Annotated in this window: 15 protein-coding genes; 7 read left to right on the plus strand and 8 right to left on the minus strand. The window is 71.9% G+C overall.

The features are described from left to right. Positions 1-21 precede the first annotated feature (21 nt). From IE325_RS16040 to IE325_RS16050, 3 genes are all read left to right on the plus strand, one after another. Positions 22-1,203 (plus strand): cytochrome P450 family protein, encoded by a 1,182-nt coding sequence (locus IE325_RS16040; RefSeq protein WP_190070570.1) that lies wholly within the window; start codon positions 22-24, stop codon positions 1,201-1,203. A gap of 82 nt (positions 1,204-1,285) precedes the next feature. Continuing rightward, on the plus strand, positions 1,286-1,975 hold the full coding sequence (locus tag IE325_RS16045) for a DUF899 domain-containing protein (RefSeq protein WP_190070571.1): 690 nt from the start codon (positions 1,286-1,288) through the stop codon (positions 1,973-1,975). 156 nt (positions 1,976-2,131) lie between these two features. Further along, positions 2,132-2,314, plus strand: coding sequence for a DUF8839 family protein (locus IE325_RS16050; protein ID WP_190070825.1), 183 nt, complete (start codon positions 2,132-2,134; stop codon positions 2,312-2,314). 7 nt (positions 2,315-2,321) lie between these two features. Here IE325_RS16050 and IE325_RS16055 read toward each other — a convergent pair whose 3' ends face one another. The 3 genes from IE325_RS16055 to IE325_RS16065 all read right to left on the minus strand — a co-directional run bounded on the left by IE325_RS16055 (position 2,322) and on the right by IE325_RS16065 (position 5,489). Beyond that, entirely contained in the window at positions 2,322-4,172 is a 1,851-nt protein-coding gene (locus IE325_RS16055) for an ABC transporter ATP-binding protein (RefSeq protein ID WP_373315180.1), read from the minus strand. A 265-nt stretch (positions 4,173-4,437) separates the two neighbouring features. After that, positions 4,438-4,872 carry a hypothetical protein gene (locus IE325_RS16060; RefSeq protein ID WP_190070572.1) on the minus strand — a complete coding sequence of 145 codons (435 nt, stop codon included), beginning with the start codon at positions 4,870-4,872 and terminating at the stop codon, positions 4,438-4,440. After that, positions 4,863-5,489: an ATP-binding protein gene (locus IE325_RS16065; protein WP_190070573.1), complete on the minus strand. Its 627-nt coding sequence runs from the start codon at positions 5,487-5,489 to the stop codon at positions 4,863-4,865. The genes IE325_RS16060 and IE325_RS16065 overlap by 10 nt, the downstream gene beginning before the upstream one ends. A 317-nt stretch (positions 5,490-5,806) precedes the next feature. Here IE325_RS16065 and IE325_RS16070 point away from each other — a divergent pair, with 317 nt between their 5' ends. The 3 genes from IE325_RS16070 (at position 5,807) to IE325_RS16080 (ending at position 7,829) form a co-directional block, all read left to right on the plus strand. Then, on the plus strand, positions 5,807-6,667 hold the full coding sequence (locus IE325_RS16070; protein WP_190070574.1) for a Sco1979 family transcriptional regulator: 861 nt from the start codon (positions 5,807-5,809) through the stop codon (positions 6,665-6,667). Next, a complete protein-coding gene (locus IE325_RS16075; protein ID WP_190070575.1) occupies positions 6,668-6,922 on the plus strand; it encodes a DUF397 domain-containing protein in 255 nt (84 codons plus the stop codon). A gap of 118 nt (positions 6,923-7,040) precedes the next feature. Beyond that, the gene (locus IE325_RS16080; protein ID WP_190070576.1) at positions 7,041-7,829 is read left to right on the plus strand and encodes an SAM-dependent methyltransferase; all 789 of its coding nucleotides are present in this window, start codon (positions 7,041-7,043) and stop codon (positions 7,827-7,829) included. Positions 7,830-7,849: 20 nt separating this feature from the next. Here the strand turns inward: IE325_RS16080 and IE325_RS16085 are convergent, their stop codons facing one another. The 4 genes from IE325_RS16085 to pdxR all read right to left on the minus strand — a co-directional run bounded on the left by IE325_RS16085 (position 7,850) and on the right by pdxR (position 13,787). After that, on the minus strand, positions 7,850-8,554 hold the full coding sequence (locus IE325_RS16085) for a fused DSP-PTPase phosphatase/NAD kinase-like protein (protein WP_190070577.1): 705 nt from the start codon (positions 8,552-8,554) through the stop codon (positions 7,850-7,852). A 114-nt stretch (positions 8,555-8,668) separates the two neighbouring features. Then, positions 8,669-9,589 carry a hypothetical protein gene (locus tag IE325_RS16090; RefSeq protein WP_190070578.1) on the minus strand — a complete coding sequence of 307 codons (921 nt, stop codon included), beginning with the start codon at positions 9,587-9,589 and terminating at the stop codon, positions 8,669-8,671. Further along, positions 9,586-11,994: a PEP/pyruvate-binding domain-containing protein gene (locus IE325_RS46640; protein WP_190070579.1), complete on the minus strand. Its 2,409-nt coding sequence runs from the start codon at positions 11,992-11,994 to the stop codon at positions 9,586-9,588. Before IE325_RS46640 ends, IE325_RS16090 begins: the two co-directional genes overlap by 4 nt. A gap of 344 nt (positions 11,995-12,338) precedes the next feature. Beyond that, a complete protein-coding gene (gene pdxR, locus IE325_RS16100; RefSeq protein ID WP_190070580.1) occupies positions 12,339-13,787 on the minus strand; it encodes a MocR-like pyridoxine biosynthesis transcription factor PdxR in 1,449 nt (482 codons plus the stop codon). Positions 13,788-13,834: 47 nt separating this feature from the next. Here pdxR and IE325_RS16105 point away from each other — a divergent pair, with 47 nt between their 5' ends. Continuing rightward, positions 13,835-14,371, plus strand: coding sequence for a carboxymuconolactone decarboxylase family protein (locus IE325_RS16105; RefSeq protein ID WP_190070581.1), 537 nt, complete (start codon positions 13,835-13,837; stop codon positions 14,369-14,371). Between the two features lie 42 nt (positions 14,372-14,413). On the opposite strand, the gene IE325_RS16110 is transcribed toward IE325_RS16105, so the two are convergent. After that, complete coding sequence (locus IE325_RS16110) at positions 14,414-15,901, minus strand: glutamate synthase subunit beta (RefSeq protein ID WP_190070582.1); 1,488 nt, start codon at positions 15,899-15,901, stop codon at positions 14,414-14,416. Positions 15,902-16,042 lie beyond the last annotated feature (141 nt).

Genomic DNA, 16,042 nt, shown 5'->3' on the forward strand with positions numbered 1-16,042 from the left:
ACCGCCCCTAGGCTGATCCCCATGGATCCCGCCGACGGCCTCATCGACCACCCCCACGACGCGTACCGGCGCCTTCGCGACACCGCGCCGGTGCACCGCATCGCCGGCACCGACGGCAACCCGGCCTGGGTCGTCACCCGGTACCAGGACGTGCGCGAGGCACTGACCGACCCGCGGCTGTCCGTGGACAAGCGGCACGCGAAGGAGGGCAATTACCAGGGCCTGTCGCTGCCGCCCGCGCTGGACGCCAACCTCCTCAACATGGAGGCGCCCGACCACACCCGCGTCCGCCGACTGGTCGTGCGGGCGTTCACCGCGCGCCGCGTGGAGCAACTGCGCGCCCCCATCCGCGAGACCGCCGACCGGCTGCTCGACGCCCTCGGCCCGCACGGCACCACCGACCTGATCGCCTCCTACGCGGCGCCCCTGCCCATCACCGTCATCTGCGACCTGCTCGGTATCCCGGACCGGCACCGGCGTGACTTCCGGGTCTGGACCGACACCCTCGTCGCACCCGACCCGGCCCGTCCGCAGGACGCGAAGGCGGCGGTCGCCGCCATGCTCGGCTTCTTCGGCGAACTCCTCGCCGACAAACGCCAGGAACCCGCCGACGACCTGCTCTCCGACCTCATCGCCGTCCGCGACGAGGGCGACCGGCTGAGTGAGGACGAGTTGATGTCCCTCGCCTTCCTCATCCTCTTCGCCGGGTACGAGAACACCGTGCAGCTCATCGGGAACGCCGTGGCGGCGCTGCTCCAGCACCCCGAGCAGCTCGCCGCCCTGCGTGCGGACCCCGCGCGGCTTCCGGCCGCCGTGGAGGAGTTCGCCCGCTTCGAAGGGCCCGCGCTGCTCGCCATCCGCCGCTTTCCCACCGAGGACGTGACCCTCGGCGGCGTCACCGTCCCGGCGGGCGAGACCGTCCTGCTCTCCCTGGCCGCCGCCAACCGCGACCCCGCCCGCTTCCCCGAGCCCGACCGCCTCGACCTCTCCCGGGACGCCTCCGGACATCTCGCCCTCGGCCATGGCATCCACTACTGCCTCGGCGCCCCGCTGGCCCGCGCGGAGACCGAGATCGCCCTGGCCGCGCTGCTGGAACGGTTCCCGTATCTCGCCCTCGCGGACGAGGACCTCCGGTGGCGTCGCTCGCTGCGCGCCCGTGGTCTGCTCAGCCTGCCGTTGTCGTACGCCGAGAAAAACTCCTGAGTTTTCTTCCGGCCCGGCGATGAGTTCCGCCCCTCCCGCCGGTCACCACCCGGAACGGACCGTCGTATCAGGAGGGGCGCCCATGTCGCTTCCGGAGATCGTCTCGCGTGCGCGGTGGCGCGCGGCGCGTGAGGAACTGCTGGTCAAGGAGAAGGCGGCCACACGCGCGCGTGACGCCCTCAATGCCGAGCGGCGCGGGCTGCCCATGGTCGAGGTCGAGGAGGAGTACATCTTCGAGGGCGGCGACGGCAAGGCCACGCTGCTCGACCTCTTCGAGGGGCGGCAGCAACTCGTCGTCTATCACTTCATGTTCGCGCCGGAGTGGGACGCCGGGTGCCGCAGCTGCTCCGGGTTCCTGGATCAGATCGGGCACCTGGCGCATCTGAAGGCACGCGGGACGACGCTCGTGGCTGTGTCCCGGGCGCCGTTCACGAAGATCCTGCCGTTCAAGGCGCGGATGGGGTGGACGCTGCCCTGGTACTCGTCGTACGGCACCGACTTCAACCGGGACTTCGAGGTGACCCTGGAGCACGAGGGCGAGCCGGTGGAGCGGCCCGGCGTCAGCTGCTTCCTGCGGGACCGGGACCGGGTCTTCCACACCTACTCGACCTATGAGCGCGGCCTGGACGGGCTGGGCTCCACCACCGGGTTCCTGGATCTCACCGCGCTGGGCCGGCAGGAGGAGTGGGAGGAACCCAAGGGGCGCGCGTCGGCCCTTGGGGCGCCTGCGGGCAGTGAGCGGGTGCGGTATCACGACGAGTACGAGGAGTGACACGGAGGGTCATGGCTGATCATCGAGGGTGAGTGGGTGCTCACTCACCGCGTTGAATCCGTGTCAACTACGTCTCAGTCCCGTCACCGAGCGAGGCGATTCACCTCCGGCAGGCGTTAACTCCTACAAGTACGACGCTTATCGGAGGTCAGGATGGTGAACGGGCGAACAGTGCTCGAACGCTTTCCCGCGGGTGGGCCGCGGGGATCGTGGCCGGCGGAGGAGTTCGCGGCCGCGCGGCGCATGGAAGGGCTGCCCGCCGAGGTCGTCATGGACCTCGCGACGGACGCGTTCCTGGTGATCGTGCGCGGCGACGGCGCGGCCGACGCCGCCGCGTGAGCGTCGGTCAGCTCGCCCTCGGCGCGGTGAACTGCTCGGCCTGCAGCGAGTACAGCTCGGCGTAGACGCCGCCGGTGGCGAGGAGTTCCTCGGGTGTGCCGGACTCCACGAGCCTGCCCTGGTCGAGGACGTCCACCAGATCGGCATGGCGGACGGACGCCAGCCGGTGCGTGATCAGGACGACCGTCTGGCCGGTGGAGGCCAGGGCGCGGATCTTCTCGAAGACCTCCAGCTCGGCCCGTGCGTCCAGGGCCGCCGTCGGCTCGTCCACGATGAGGATGCGGCCCCGCCGGTAGGCGGCCCGCGCTATCCCGAGCCGCTGCCACTGACCGCCGGACAGCTCGTGCCCCCCGTTGAACTGGCGGGCCAGCAGGGTGTCCAGGCCGCGCGGCAGATCCGCCACCACCTCCTCCGCCCCGGCCTCGGCGACCGACGTCGCCAGACGTTCCTCGGTGAGGGGCGCGGAGGAACGGCCCACGGCCACATTGACCCGCGCGGTGAACGGCCAGCGCTTGAAGTCCTGCGCCACCATCGCGATGCGCTCGGCGAGTTGATGCCGGTCGGCGGTCGCCGCGTCGACGTCGTCCCAGAGGATGCGGCCGCGGTCCGGGGTGTAGAGCCCGGCGAGCAGCTTGACCAGGGTGGTCTTGCCGGAGCCGTTCTCGCCGACCAGCGCGACGATCCGGCCGAGCGGGAGGGAGAGGGTGACGTCGTCGAGGGCGGGGCGGGCGGACTCGCCGGGGTAGGAGAAGCTGACGTTCTCGAAGCGGATCTCCCGGGGGTCGTCCGGGAGGGCGGCGCCGCCGACCGGGATCGCCCGTTCGGCGGCCTCGACGTAGAGCCGCTGCAGATCGCCCACGAAGAGGGCCTCCTCATGGAGCGCGTTGACCTCCAGGACGAGGGTGTCGAGGCTGGCGGATCCGGTGCGGATGGCGATGACGGCCGTACCGGCGACGGAGAGGGCCATCGCCTCGGCGAGCAGCAGTCCGCCGAGCGTGGCGTACGTCGCGACGGTCGCGAGCCCCGTCCACGCCGCCGCGATGAGCCCGGTACGGGCCGCGAGCCGGGCCAGCCGGGCCTGCTCCGCCTCCGCCGTCTCCGACATCGCCCGGTAGTGCCGCAGCAGGAACGGCCCCACACCATGCACCCGGATCTCGGGCGCGGCGGCGGGCTCGGTCAGCAGGCCGCTGATCAGATGGCCGGCGCGGGCGTGCTGCACCCAGGTGTGGAAGGACTCGTAGCGGCGCCGGGCGTTGGTCAGGGCGCTCCAGGCGCTGGGCAGCGTCATGGTGGCGAGGAGGGGCAGCAGGGCGGGGTGCAGCACCGTGAGCACACCGGCCGCGGCGATCAGGGAGATGGCGGCGTTCACGACACGGGCGCTGTAGGAGATCATGCGGCGGGCGGAGGCGGCGCCGTACTGCGCGGTGTCCAGCAGCTTGTGGAAGGCGTGGTCCTCGATCGCGGCCAGCTCCACGGCGGCGGCCCGCTCCAGATACAGCTCGGTCGCCACGCGCTCCACCTTGGGCTCAAGGCGCCCGGTGGCGTACGTCGACGCGGCCCGCAGCAGTGTGGATACGACCATGACGGCGGCCATGGCGACGAGCGCGGGTGCGGCACCCCGTAACCGCCCCTCCAGTTCCCCGCCCTCGATCAGCCGCCCGAGCACGCTGTTCACGGCGAGCAGCCCGACCGCCTGCGCGAGCCCTCGGCCCACCTCGGCCGCCAGCACGGTCCGCGCGGCCCTCCGGTCGGCCTGCCAGGCGAGCCGGAAGCTCGACGCCAGCAGGGACGGCAGCCGGCGCACCATGGCCCGCAGGCTCAGCTCCAGAAAGGCGTCCCGGTGCTGGTTCCACCCCATGTCGTAGCGCAGGGGACCCCCGAAGAGCAGCCGCTCCGACTCCGACACCCGCGCTTCCCCGGCGCCCTGCTTCTTCCCCACCACGCACCCTCCCCCGACCGGCCGTCTCGACGGAGGGCCACTATGGCGGGGCGGGGGCGTCCGGGGGAGAGCGTAGGTGGGGGTGGGGGGTGCGCGCGGGCGTACGCCCTGGAGGGGGAGCGGGGGGTGGGGTGTGGGAGGGCGGGCCGCTACGGAGTCGTACGCCCTGAACCGGCGCCGCCCCCTACGCGCTCAGCTGGTCGGTCCAGGTCGGCGTGGTCCCCGTGACCCTGCACAACGCCAGATACAGCGGAATCGGCGGCGTGTACGGCACCGTCCCGTCCGGCCGGTGTATCAGCCGCGGGGCGTCCAGCACCACGGCCCCCGTCAGATAGCGCACCGACTCCGGCCACCGCAGCGCGTAGTCGGAGTCGGACGGGACGATCCACCACCAGTGCGCCTCGTCGGCGTACACGCACCCCACGCGCGGCAGCCGGGGCAGGACCAGTGGACCGAAGCGGGCGGGGACCGCCACCGCGTCGCAGCCCAGGGGAGCTGTCATCCCCTCCGGAACGGGCAGGCGACGCGGGGCGGCGGCTGTGGGCATGGCTCGGCGGAAGCGGACCAGCGTGTCCAGGCTGAGTGCCTGACCGCCGCCGGACGCGCCGCTCACAGCCATGCGGATCCCGCTCCCCTGTCGTGTCCGGCCTGCGCTTCGTCCTCGTCGCCCGGGACCCCGGGCGGACCCGGCTTCGGGCGTGAGCCCCAGCCGAGGTCGTTGTACGGCCCGGCGTCGCCGCCGAGAGTGGCCCGTCGCTGTAGATCGGCCCAGATCACCAGCCCGGAGCCGTGCTCCTGGGCCCCCCACGCATGACACAGGGCGTCTATGAGGAGCAGTCCCCTGCCGTGCTCGTCCTCGGGGCGCGCGGCGGCCGGGTGGGGCTCACCCGGGGCGCAGCCCTCGTCGCGCACGGCTATGCGCACCAGATCGGTGCCGTCGTGCAATTCGCACACTATGTGCTCGCTGGCGGTGTGCACGATGGCGTTGGTGACCAGCTCGGACACGACCAGAGCCGCCGTGTCACAGGTGTCCTCGCACACCGACCAACCGTTCAGTCGCGCCCGGGTCAGACGTCTGGCCTGCGCGGGAGAACCCGGATGCGCGGCCAGCTCGAACCGGAACCGGCGCTCGGCAGCCATGCCCCGCTGGGGGCCTGCTCCCGAGGTGGCACCGAGGTCGTGGGGGACCACAGTGGCGTCTGTTCCTAAGGGCGGGGACGGAATCACGCTTGCCACTATCGCCCCGCCGTGAACACTTGGCAAGTGTCACTCTGAAAAATGCAGAGTGCTGTGTGACTCTCTGGAAGGCCGTGGCACACTGCTCGCAACAGCATGTCGAACGGCGCCAGTTGGGATCATCGGAGATCCACCGCGATCTTCGAATAGGTCTTCGAATGGCGCCGTCCGCCTGTCGGCGTTCGGTTGGTCTGCCGGGATTGGGTCCATCTGTCAGGATTCAGTCGGTCTGCGGGGATGTAGAGATCCGCGGAAGCGTGCAGAGATGTGCAGGGACGTATAGGGATTCACAAGGATTCATTTCGTGGAGGTGGAGCGTGAGCGAGCCACGGTCCGCGCCGACGGTCGGCCAGGTCGTCCTGGGTCGGCGCCTGCTCGACCTGCGGGAACGCGCAGGGCTCAAGCGCGAGGAGGCCGCGCGCGTCCTCCGCGTGGCCCCTGCCACGGTCCGTCGTATGGAGATGGCCGAGGTCGCGCTCAAGATCCCGTACCTCCAGCTGCTCCTGAAGGCCTACGGCATCTCCGACGAGGAGGCCGAAGCCTTCGTCCTGCTGGCCGAGGACGCCAACAAGCCCGGCTGGTGGCAGCGGTTCCACGACATCCTGCCCGGCTGGTTCTCCATGTACGTCAGCCTGGAGGGCGCCGCCGCCCTCATCCGCTCGTACGAACCCCACTTCGTGCCCGGTCTGCTCCAGACCGAGGACTACGCGCGCGGAGTGCTGCGGTCCGGCGCCATCGGCCAGACCAGCCCCGATGAGATCGAGGGCCATGTCGCCCTGCGCATGCAACGCCAGCAACTGCTCACCCGTGAGGACGCGCCCCGGCTGTGGGTCGTGATGGACGAGACCGTGCTGCGCCGCCAGGTGGGCGGCCCGGAGGTGATGCGTGCCCAGATCGACAGGCTGCTGGAAGCCACGAAGCTGCCCAATGTGACGTTGCAGGTGGCCCCGTTCGCGAACGGGCCGCACCCCGGCACGTACGGGCCCTTCGTGCTGTTCCGATTTGCCATGTCAGAACTGCCGGACATGGTCTACAGCGAGTACCTGACCGGCGCCGTCTATCTCGACGCGCGCGCAGAGGTGGCGACTCATCTCGAGGTCATGGACCGCATGGCGGCGCAGGCCGCTACGGCACATCGCACGAAGGAGATCCTGCGGGATCTCCGCAAGGAGCTGTGAATGGATCGCATCAAGCCGCGCATACCGGTCTACAACGGCATGCCCGCGCGGGACTTGGGCAGCGAGGGCTGGCTCAAGCCGTGGAGCGGCGGCAACGGCGGCAACTGCCTGGAGGCGATGAAACTCGCCGACGGCCGGATCGCCGTCCGTCAGTCCACCGACCCGGACGGGCCGGCGCTGATCTACACCACGGACGAGATGACGGCGTTCATCGAGGGCGCCAAGGCGGGGGAGGCGGACTTCCTCCTTTCATGAGCCACTTGAGCCCCTTGAGCCCCTCGAACCCCCTCGACCGATTGAGCCCCTTGATCCCCTTGATCCAATTGAGCCCTTTGAGTCCCTTGATAATCCATTGCGTCTTACGGAGTGCCTTATGACCGAGATCGACACCAGCAAGCCGCATCCCGCGCGGATGTACGACTGGTATCTCGGCGGGAAGGACAACTACCCCGTCGACGAGGCCATGGGCAAGCAGATGCTCGCCCTGGACCCGCGTGTCCCGGTGATGGCGCGGGTCAACCGCGCCTTCATGCAGCGTGCCACCCGCTGGCTCGCCCAGCAGGGCATCCGTCAGTTCCTGGACGTCGGCACCGGTATCCCGACCGAGCCGAACCTCCACCAGGTCGCCCAGCGCATCGCCCCCGACGCGCGCGTCGTCTACTGCGACAACGACCCCATCGTGCTGGCCCACGCGGCGGCCCTGCTGCGCGGCACGGAGGAGGGCGCCACCGACTATCTGCAGGCCGATGTGCGCGACCCCGACGCCATCGTCGAAGGAGCCAGGAAGGTCCTGGACCTCACCCGCCCGGTGGCCCTCTCCCTCGTCGCGCTGCTGCACTTCGTCCCCGACGAGGACGGCGCGCACGAACTGGTCCGCCGGCTGATGTCCGAACTCCCCTCCGGCAGCCACCTGGTGGTCACCCACGCGACCGCCGACTTCACGCCCGAGGAGTCGAAGGCGGCGACGGAGAAGCTCAAGGCGGCCGGGGTCACGCTGGCCCTGCGCTCCCGCGAGGACTTCGTCCGCTTCTTCGACGGCCTCGAACTGGTACCGCCGGGCGTCCAGGTGCCGCACCAGTGGCACCCCGACCTGGGAGACCCCGTGCCCGGGCAGGACGATGGGGTCATTCCCGGGTACGGGGCGGTGGGGCGCAAGCCGTAGGCCCTGAGCGGTCAGCGTGCTCAGAAGTACGACATGATGCGCCGCGGCGCGTCCACCAGGCGGCTGACGATCACCACCGGGAGTGGCGGCTGCTCCGCCTCGGCCGGGCTGAGGTTCAGCCCGTAGTAGATCTGCTCGATCGACGGCGGTCCGACCGCGAGGTTGCGCCGGACCGCGGTCGACGGCGACTCCTCACCGGTGTTCACCAGATACGCGGCGGCCATCGCGCCCGTACGGCCCACACCGGCGCCACAGTGCACGAACACCGGGCCGGAGGCCGTGGAGACGACGTCGAGGAAGCGCTGCACCTGCTTCGGCGATGGCGTCTGACCGTCACGGATCGGCAGGCGTACGACGTTCAACCCCGCATCGCCCGGTTCGGCGAGCTCGGCCGCGCTCATGCGCTCGGCGCGCAGGTCGACGACGGTGGTGACGCCCATGCCCTCCAGAGCCCGGTAACCGGCCGGGGAGGGCGCGGAGCCGCGCCACAGGTGGCCGTCGGAGTCCACGGGCTGGAAGTGGTTCACGCCCTGGACGGCGCGCGTTCCGGCGGGCGCGGGGGTCTCCGCACGGGCCAGGAGCGACAGCCCCAGGATGCCGCCGGCACCCGCTGCCCACAGGGCGAGGTAACCGATCAGGATGCCGAGGGCGACCCGCAGGAGACGCCGGGACAGCGGGCGCTTGCTGAGGGCAGGGCGGGGCAGGGTGGCAGAGAGGACAGCCATGGGCGACCCGGGGGACTAGGGGACGGTGGGCGCCTTGGAAGAGTACCCCCGGGGCGGTGATCAATGGGTGGTACGTCCGTTTTTGTGCGATACGTCTCATGGGGTGGCGCGCGGCTACCGTGAGTCGTCGCCCGACTCCACGTCATTGACGGCGACCACCGTCAGGTGGGCGTGCTCCAGGGTCGCGTCCTCCAGGCAACCGCGCAGCCGCAGCAGGTCGTGATCGGTGAGCGCGGGACGTACGACCCCGGCGAACAGGCCGTCCCCCAGGTCCCCGAGCGGCGCGTGCCGCAGCGGTGCGGCCGTGGAATCCCGGCAGCTCTCCCAGATCTGCCGCGCGGCCAGCCCCTTCCGGTACGCCGACAGGTCCGCGCCCCGCAGATCGATCTGGACGAGCACCGAGGTCGCCTGGTGCTCGTTGGCCTCCTCGTCCCGGGTCTGGGTGAGGTTGGCGAGCCCCACCACCAGCGCCGCGATCAGCGCGACGGAGAAGACCGAGACCGCGGTCACGCGCACGGTACGGCGACGGAACCCGGTACCTGGAACGGGCTGGTCCTCCAGGTCGCCGGGCGCGGCCGGGTCGGGTGCGGACAGGACCGCCAGCCGGCCGGCCAGACGCCGCTCGGCGGGGCGGGCCGTGGCCGACGCGACCTTCTGCACCACCCAGGCCAGCCCGGACAGCACCACACCGGCGACCATCAGGACCGGCACGAAGACGTACGACCGGTCCGCCGGGTCCTCCAGCCACCGGAACCGCTTCTCCTCCTCGACGGCGCCCGGCTCACGCAGCCGCGTCAGCACATCCTCCTGACGGGCGTCCAGCTCCCGCTGCCGCCGATCGGTGTCACGCAGCCGCTCCTCGATCCGGCTCAGCCGCCCCAGCGTCACCAGGCCGAACAGCATCACCTCGATGATCAGCAGCAACACTCCGCAGATCAGCGCGCGTTGCCACTGCCAGCGGTACAGATAGACGATCAGGTAGGTGCCCGCGCCGGCCGCTGCCAGCGCTCCGAATGCGTACGCGATCTTCCTCATGACACGTCCCCCAGCCGTACGTCACCCGCCGTCCCCTCGACCAGCCGTACGTCACCGGCGGTCCCGTCGACCGTGAGCCGCGCGCCGGGCGGGAAGCGGCGCACGGCGTCCTCGGCGCCGACGACCGCGGGGAGCCCGAACTCCCGCGCCAGGACCGCCAGATGCGACAGCGGGCTGCCGGTCTGCGCGACCAGTCCGGTCAGGCCCGGCAGCAGCGGTGCCAGCGCGGGGTCGAGGGACCGTACGACGAGCACGGCGTCCACCGGCCGCGGACCCGTCCCGTCCCACACCGTCCCGACGGCCCGCCCCGCGGACACGCCCCGCGTCCCGTCGCCCCGGCGGGCATCCCGCTCCACGGCGACGACCTGGCCGTCCGCGAGCCGGAACTCGTCCGGCAGCGGGGGCGACGCGGGGCGCGGCACGCGCTCGTGGAGGTCGTCGGGGAGCCGGGCGCCGTTGAGTACGGCGGTCAGTTCCGGCCAGCGCAGGAGCCCGACGCGCTCGACCCCCGTCCCCAGCCGCCGCGCCACCTCACGGATCATCCGCACCTGGAGCTCCTGCACCCAGCGGACCCGGAGACGGAGGGCTTCGCGGGGTGGGAGGGCGGTGATGAGGGGGTGGGGGGTGACTGCGGTGAGGGTGGTGGTGGGCGTGGTGGGCGTGGTGGTGCGGGTGGTGGTGATGGGAGTGGTGGTGGGGGTGGGGGGTGCTTGTGGGGTGGGGATGGCGGGGAGGGGGGTTGGATCTGTGGTCAGGGGGGCCAGTGTGTCGAGTGCGTTCCGTGTGTCCCGTGCGTCCCGTGTGTCCTGTGCGTCCGGAGGGGGCTGGGTGGGGTCGGTCTCGGTGGTTCCCGTGGTGGGGGTGGCGGGTGCGGCATGGAAGGTGAGGGCCGCGTGGCCGGGCTCCCCGTGTCCGACCGTGGTGTCCGGCAGTCGTCCCCGGCCGTGCAGGCTCGGGGCGGTGAGGGCCAGGACGACCGGGTCCATGGCGACGACCTGGTCGTCGGACATGCCCCGCGCGCGGGCGTCCGCCAGGGCCATGAGGGCCGTGCCGGCCGCCGTGCGGCTCTTGGGCGGCTCGTGGAGGAGGGCGCCGGCGAGGGCCTCCTGGGCGTGCAGCGAGACCAGCACCCGGCGCGTCCAGCGCAGCTCCGCGGCCAGCGCGGTGCCGGAGAGCGCGGTGGGCGACGGGATCTCGGCGAGGCGGCGGTCGACGTCAGCGACGAGGTCGGTCGCGAGACCGGGCAGGGAGGACGCGAGGCGGCCGACCCGCCAGGCCGCGCCGAGTCGGCGTGCTCCGGGGGCCGGGTTGAGCAGGGCCAGCCAGCGGTGCCGTGGCGGCACCGTGCCGAGGAGGCGCAGGTCGGCGGCGGCGCGTCCGCCGACCGTCGTGACCACCGGCACCGACCTGAGCAGCCGGCGCGGCGCGGTGCCCCCGATGTCTAGCGCGGCGGCGAGCCCCCGGGCCATCGGCGTCACCCACAGGTCCTCCTCCAGCGGCGCCAACTGCTCGGGCAGGGTCTCCGCCACCGGGCCAGGGCCGAGCAACCGCGCTCCGCGCTCCGGCCGGGACGCCATCGCGGTGATCGGCCTGCTCTGGAACAGCCACAGCCGCCCGTCCGCATCGAACCCGAACTCGACGTCCTGCGGCCCACCGAAGACCTTCCGGACCCGCCGGCCGAGCCGGGCCAGCCGGAACAGCTCGGCACGGGTCAGCAATGGGCCGGCCTCGACCGCCTCGACCAGGGACCCCTCCTCGGCCGCCTCGATCCGCAGCAGCCGGCCACGTTCGCTCAACCAGTAGCTGGTGCCGGTCCGCGCGCCGCTGACCAGGCTGTCAGGACCGCCGCGCACCGCGCTGACCAGCATCCGGTCGGCCCGCCCCGCCACCGGGTCGGCACCGAACATCACCCCGCCGACCCGCGCGACGAGCATGGGCTGCACCAGCACCGCCATCGGCGCCGTGGACCCGTCGGGCCGGTGCGCCGAGTCGAGAACGGTCTCGACGGCCGTGAGGAAGTCCCGCCAGCCCCGCACATCGAGCACCGAGTCGAACTGACCCGCCAGCGACGACTCCTCGGTGTCCTCCTGGGGCGAGGAGGACCGTACGACGAGCGGGCGGGTGCCGCCGCGTGAGAGCTCGTCCCAGGCGCGTCGCAGGGCGACCATGTCGCCGTTCCCCCGGTGCGGGATCACGAACCCGGGCAGTACGGGCAGCCCCGCCCGGGCCGCGCGGGCGAGGTTCGCGGCCTTGGAACCCATGAGGTGGGGGAGCGGGCTGCCGGGCTGCCGGTCGAGCGGGACCACGGCCGGGCCGTATGCCTCGACCTGGCTCAAGGCGTTGTCGCCCCGGTGCTCTTCCCCCTCGCGGGCACCTTCTCCATGACGTTCATCGAGCGTCGTCATCGAACACCCTCCAGGACCGACCGCCAACAGGGGGGACGCGTAGGGGTGGCCCTGCGCCTGACGACGGAACGAAGGATGGGGGCGGGTCGCTACCGGCCCGGGCGGGTGCGACTACGACACGCCTCCTGCTCCGATGATCCCACTCCTGTTCGACTGCATGTAACCCGAAAGCCACTTTTCGGACAGATAGGAGAACAAATCGGAATGCAGCAGTATGCCGGGTCGGCACAACTCGTCCTGCGGCAGCAGCCTCCGGCTCCTTCATTTCGTCCGCGCGCAGGACGCGGCGCGGGCGGCTCCTTCGCAGGCAGGATCGACGGGGATCCCTTGGCGCAGGCCGCCGCTCACCCGCCCTCCGGCTCCTCACCCGGCGGCAGCGCACCGCACAGCGCCTCCAGCGCCGCCCCGTACGCATGCTCCGAGGGCGTGGCGTAGCCGACGACGATGCCGTCGCGGACCGGCATGTCCGCTTCCGTGGCCTCCGGGTGCCGAAACTCGGCGAGACCGTCCAGGGCGACACCCTGCCAGGTGGCCGCCTTGACCGTGGACCGCTCGGTGCCTGGCGGCAGCCGCAGCACCGCGTGGAGCCCTGCGGCCACACCCGTGACCTCGATGTGCGGCGCGTGCTCGGCGAGCGCGGCCACCAGGCGGTCGCGGCGGCTCCGGTACCGCTGCCGCATGCGCCGTACATGACGGTCGTACGCCCCGGAGACGATGAAGTCGGCGAGGCTCAGCTGGTCGAGGACGCTCGCCCATGCCTCGCGCTCGCCCTTCGCCGCGAGCACGTCGCCGACGTACCGCTCCGGCAGCACCATCCAGCCCAGCCGCAGCGCCGGCGACAGGCTCTTGCTGACCGAGCCGATGAAGACGACCCGCTCGGGATCCAGGCCCTGGACGGCGCCGACGGGCTTGCGGTCGTAGCGGAACTCCCCGTCGTAGTCGTCCTCCAGCACCACGCCGCCACGCGCGCGTGCCCAGTCGATCACGGCGGAGCGGCGCTCGGCGTGCAGCGGCCCGCCGGTCGGGAACTGATGCGCCGGCGTGAGCAGCACGGCACGCTCGCGCGCGAGCAGGTCGACGCGGGCGCCGTCCTCGTCGAGGGGCAGCGGTACGGTCCGTACGCCCGCCGCCGTGAGCAGCTCCCGGTGGAAGCCCAGCCCGTACGCCTCCACCGCCAGCGGGCCGCGCAGCACCCCGTCTCCGAAGAGCAGCCGCAGGGCGTGCGCGAAGCCCGAGCAGATCACGATCCGGCCCGGCTCGGTACGCACACCACGCGCGCGTGCCAGATACTCCGTGAGCGCCTCCCGCAGTTCGAGCCGCCCGGCGGGATCGCCCGGCCCGAAGACCTCATTCGGCGCCTGCTGGAGTGCCCGCCGATAGGACGCCAGCCAGGCCGCACGCGGGAACGCCGACGCGTCCGGCGTGCCCTGCCGCAGATCATGCCGAGGCCCACGCGCGCGTGGGGGTGCCCGGCGGATCACTGGCTGGGCGCGCTTCAAGGGCTCGGCTCGCTCGGCGACCCTCGTCCCCGAGCCCTGCCGGGCGGTGAGCCAGCCCTCGGCGACCAGCTCGGCGTACGCGTCGGCCACCGTGTTGCGGGCGATCCCGAGGTCGGCGGCGAGCGAACGGTACGGCGGCAGCCGGGTGCCGGGCGCGAGCCGCCCGCTGCATACGGCCTCGCGCAGGGCGCGGATGAGGGCGGCCCGCCGCCCGCCCGGACCCGGCGCCGCGGCGAGGTCCAGGTGCAGGTCGGCACCGATCCGCTCCGCATAATTGACCCACGATTCAGCCATGGAAATGCACCCTACGGCAGGTCTTTACGACCTGTAGGTTGATGCACATGACGACGACGAACACGATCAACGCCACTGCCGACATCGACCTCGCCGAGGCCATCACCGAAGGCATCACCGAGGCCGAAGCCGCCCGCACCCGCCTCGACTTCGCCAAGTCCGCCCCGAAGGTCTTCCGCGCCATCGTCGGCTTCGACGCCGCCGCCCGCGAGGGCCTCGGCCCCGCCCTGGTCGAACTGATCCAGATCCGCGCCTCGCACCTCAACCACTGCGCCTACTGCCTCCACATGCACACCAACGACGCTCGCAAGGCCGGCGAGAGCGAGGACCGCCTGCACCTGGTCGCCGTCTGGCGCGAGGCCCGCCACTTCTTCACGGCGAAGGAACAGGCGGCCCTGGCCCTCACCGAGGCGGTGACCCTCGTGGCCGACGGAGGCATCCCGGACGAGGTCTACGCCCAGGCCACGGCCCACTTCGACGACGCCGAACTGGCCCACGTCCTCGCCCTGATCATGACGATCAACACTTGGAACAGGGTGGCGCTGGCCACGGGCAAGGTGGCGGGGACGGACGAGCGACGCTAGGAGGCCGGCGCCGGGCGGTTCGCTTCGGCCGAGCCCGCCGCGTCACACCGCCATCGGCCGGTCGTACGGCGATATCGGTGCCGGCAGCCTCGAACTCCCCGTCAGATGACGGTCGACGGCCGCCGCCACCGCCCGCCCCTCCGCGATCGCCCACACGATCAGCGACTGCCCCCGGGCGGCATCCCCGGCCGCGAACACACCCGGCACATTCGTCGCGAACCCGGCGTCCCGCCTGATCGTGCCGCGCGGCTCCATCGCCAGCCCCAACTGCTCGATCAGCCCGTCCGTCCGGTCGGGCCCGGAGAAGCCGAGCGCGAGCAGCACCAGATCCGCGGGCAGCGTGCGCTCGGAACCCGGCAGCGGGCGGCGCCGCGCGTCCACCTCGACCAGGTGCAGCGACCGCACATGCCCATCCGCGTCGCCCGTGAAGCGGAGCGTGGACGCCGCGAACAGCCGGGCGTCCGCATCCGCCGCGGGCGCCGTCTCCAGATCGCGTGCCTCCTCGTGCGCGGCCGAGAGACGGTAGATCTTCGGGTACGTCGGCCAGGGCTCGGCATCCTCGTCCCGCTCCGCGCCGGGCTGGGCGTAGATGTCCAGCTGCGTCACCGACGCGGCACCCTCGCGCACGGCCGTACCCAGACAGTCCGCACCCGTGTCCCCGCCGCCGACGATCACGACATGCTTCCCGGCGGCCGACATGGGCGACCGCTCCAGATCGCCCTCGCGCACCCGATTGGACAGCGGCAGATATGCCATCGCCTGCTCTATGCCGGTCAACTCCCGCCCCGGTACGGGAAGTTCACGCCAGGCGGTGGCCCCGGTGGCGACCACCACGGCGTCATAGCGCGAGCGCAGCTCCGCCGCCCCGATGTCCCGCCCGACCGCCGCCGACGTACGGAACTTCGTCCCCTCCGCCCGCATCTGCTCGATCCGCCGCTCCAGATGATGCTTCTCCATCTTGAACTCGGGGATGCCGTACCGCATCAGCCCGCCGATCCGGTCGTCCTTCTCATACACGGCGACCGTGTGCCCCGCCCGCGTCAACTGCTGCGCCGCCGCGAGCCCCGTGGGCCCCGAGCCGATGACCGCGACCGTCCGCCCCGACAGCCGGTCCGGCGGCCGAGGCGGGGCGAACCCGTCCTCCCACGCCCGATCGGCGATCGCACACTCCACGTTCTTGATCGTGACCGCCGGCTGATTGATCGCCAGCACACACCCCGCCTCGCACGGCGCCGGACACAACCGCCCCGTGAACTCCGGGAAGTTGTTCGTCGCGTGCAGCCGGTCCGCCGCCGCCCGCCAGTCCTCCCTCGACACCAGGTCGTTCCACTCGGGGATCAGATTGCCCAGCGGACAGGCGTCGTGGCAGAAGGGGACGCCGCAGTCCATGCACCGGTCGGCCTGCTTGCTGATGATGGGCAGCAACGCCCCCGGGACATACACCTCGTCCCAGTCCCCGACCCGCTCCTCGACAGGCCGACGCGGCCAGTCCTGGCGGGGGGTGGTCATGAAACCCTTGGGATCGGCCATGGCCGTCTTCCTCGCGTGCGCGTGCCGGCACTCTTCCCGCAACGATACGTCCCACGGGTCACGGGCGCAGAGTGGGGGGACAGCGCTTTCTCGGGTTCCTGGGTCTTCGGGTTTCCGGGTCCTCGGGTTCCTGGGTTCTCG

Source organism: Streptomyces lanatus (genome assembly GCF_014655715.1).
Taxonomy (GTDB): domain Bacteria; phylum Actinomycetota; class Actinomycetes; order Streptomycetales; family Streptomycetaceae; genus Streptomyces; species Streptomyces lanatus.

Coding starts and splice junctions, on each gene's coding strand:
- IE325_RS16040 (WP_190070570.1), top strand. CDS start 22: ATGGATCCCGCCGACGGCCTCATCGACCACCCCCACGACGCGTACCGG.
- IE325_RS16045 (WP_190070571.1), top strand. CDS start 1,286: ATGTCGCTTCCGGAGATCGTCTCGCGTGCGCGGTGGCGCGCGGCGCGT.
- IE325_RS16055 (WP_373315180.1), bottom strand. CDS start 4,172: ATGGGGTGGAACCAGCACCGGGACGCCTTTCTGGAGCTGAGCCTGCGG.
- IE325_RS16060 (WP_190070572.1), bottom strand. CDS start 4,872: ATGGCTGTGAGCGGCGCGTCCGGCGGCGGTCAGGCACTCAGCCTGGAC.
- IE325_RS16075 (WP_190070575.1), top strand. CDS start 6,668: ATGGATCGCATCAAGCCGCGCATACCGGTCTACAACGGCATGCCCGCG.
- IE325_RS16080 (WP_190070576.1), top strand. CDS start 7,041: ATGACCGAGATCGACACCAGCAAGCCGCATCCCGCGCGGATGTACGAC.
- IE325_RS16085 (WP_190070577.1), bottom strand. CDS start 8,554: ATGGCTGTCCTCTCTGCCACCCTGCCCCGCCCTGCCCTCAGCAAGCGC.
- IE325_RS16090 (WP_190070578.1), bottom strand. CDS start 9,589: ATGAGGAAGATCGCGTACGCATTCGGAGCGCTGGCAGCGGCCGGCGCG.
- IE325_RS46640 (WP_190070579.1), bottom strand. CDS start 11,994: ATGACGACGCTCGATGAACGTCATGGAGAAGGTGCCCGCGAGGGGGAA.
- pdxR (WP_190070580.1), bottom strand. CDS start 13,787: ATGGCTGAATCGTGGGTCAATTATGCGGAGCGGATCGGTGCCGACCTG.
- IE325_RS16105 (WP_190070581.1), top strand. CDS start 13,835: ATGACGACGACGAACACGATCAACGCCACTGCCGACATCGACCTCGCC.
- IE325_RS16110 (WP_190070582.1), bottom strand. CDS start 15,901: ATGGCCGATCCCAAGGGTTTCATGACCACCCCCCGCCAGGACTGGCCG.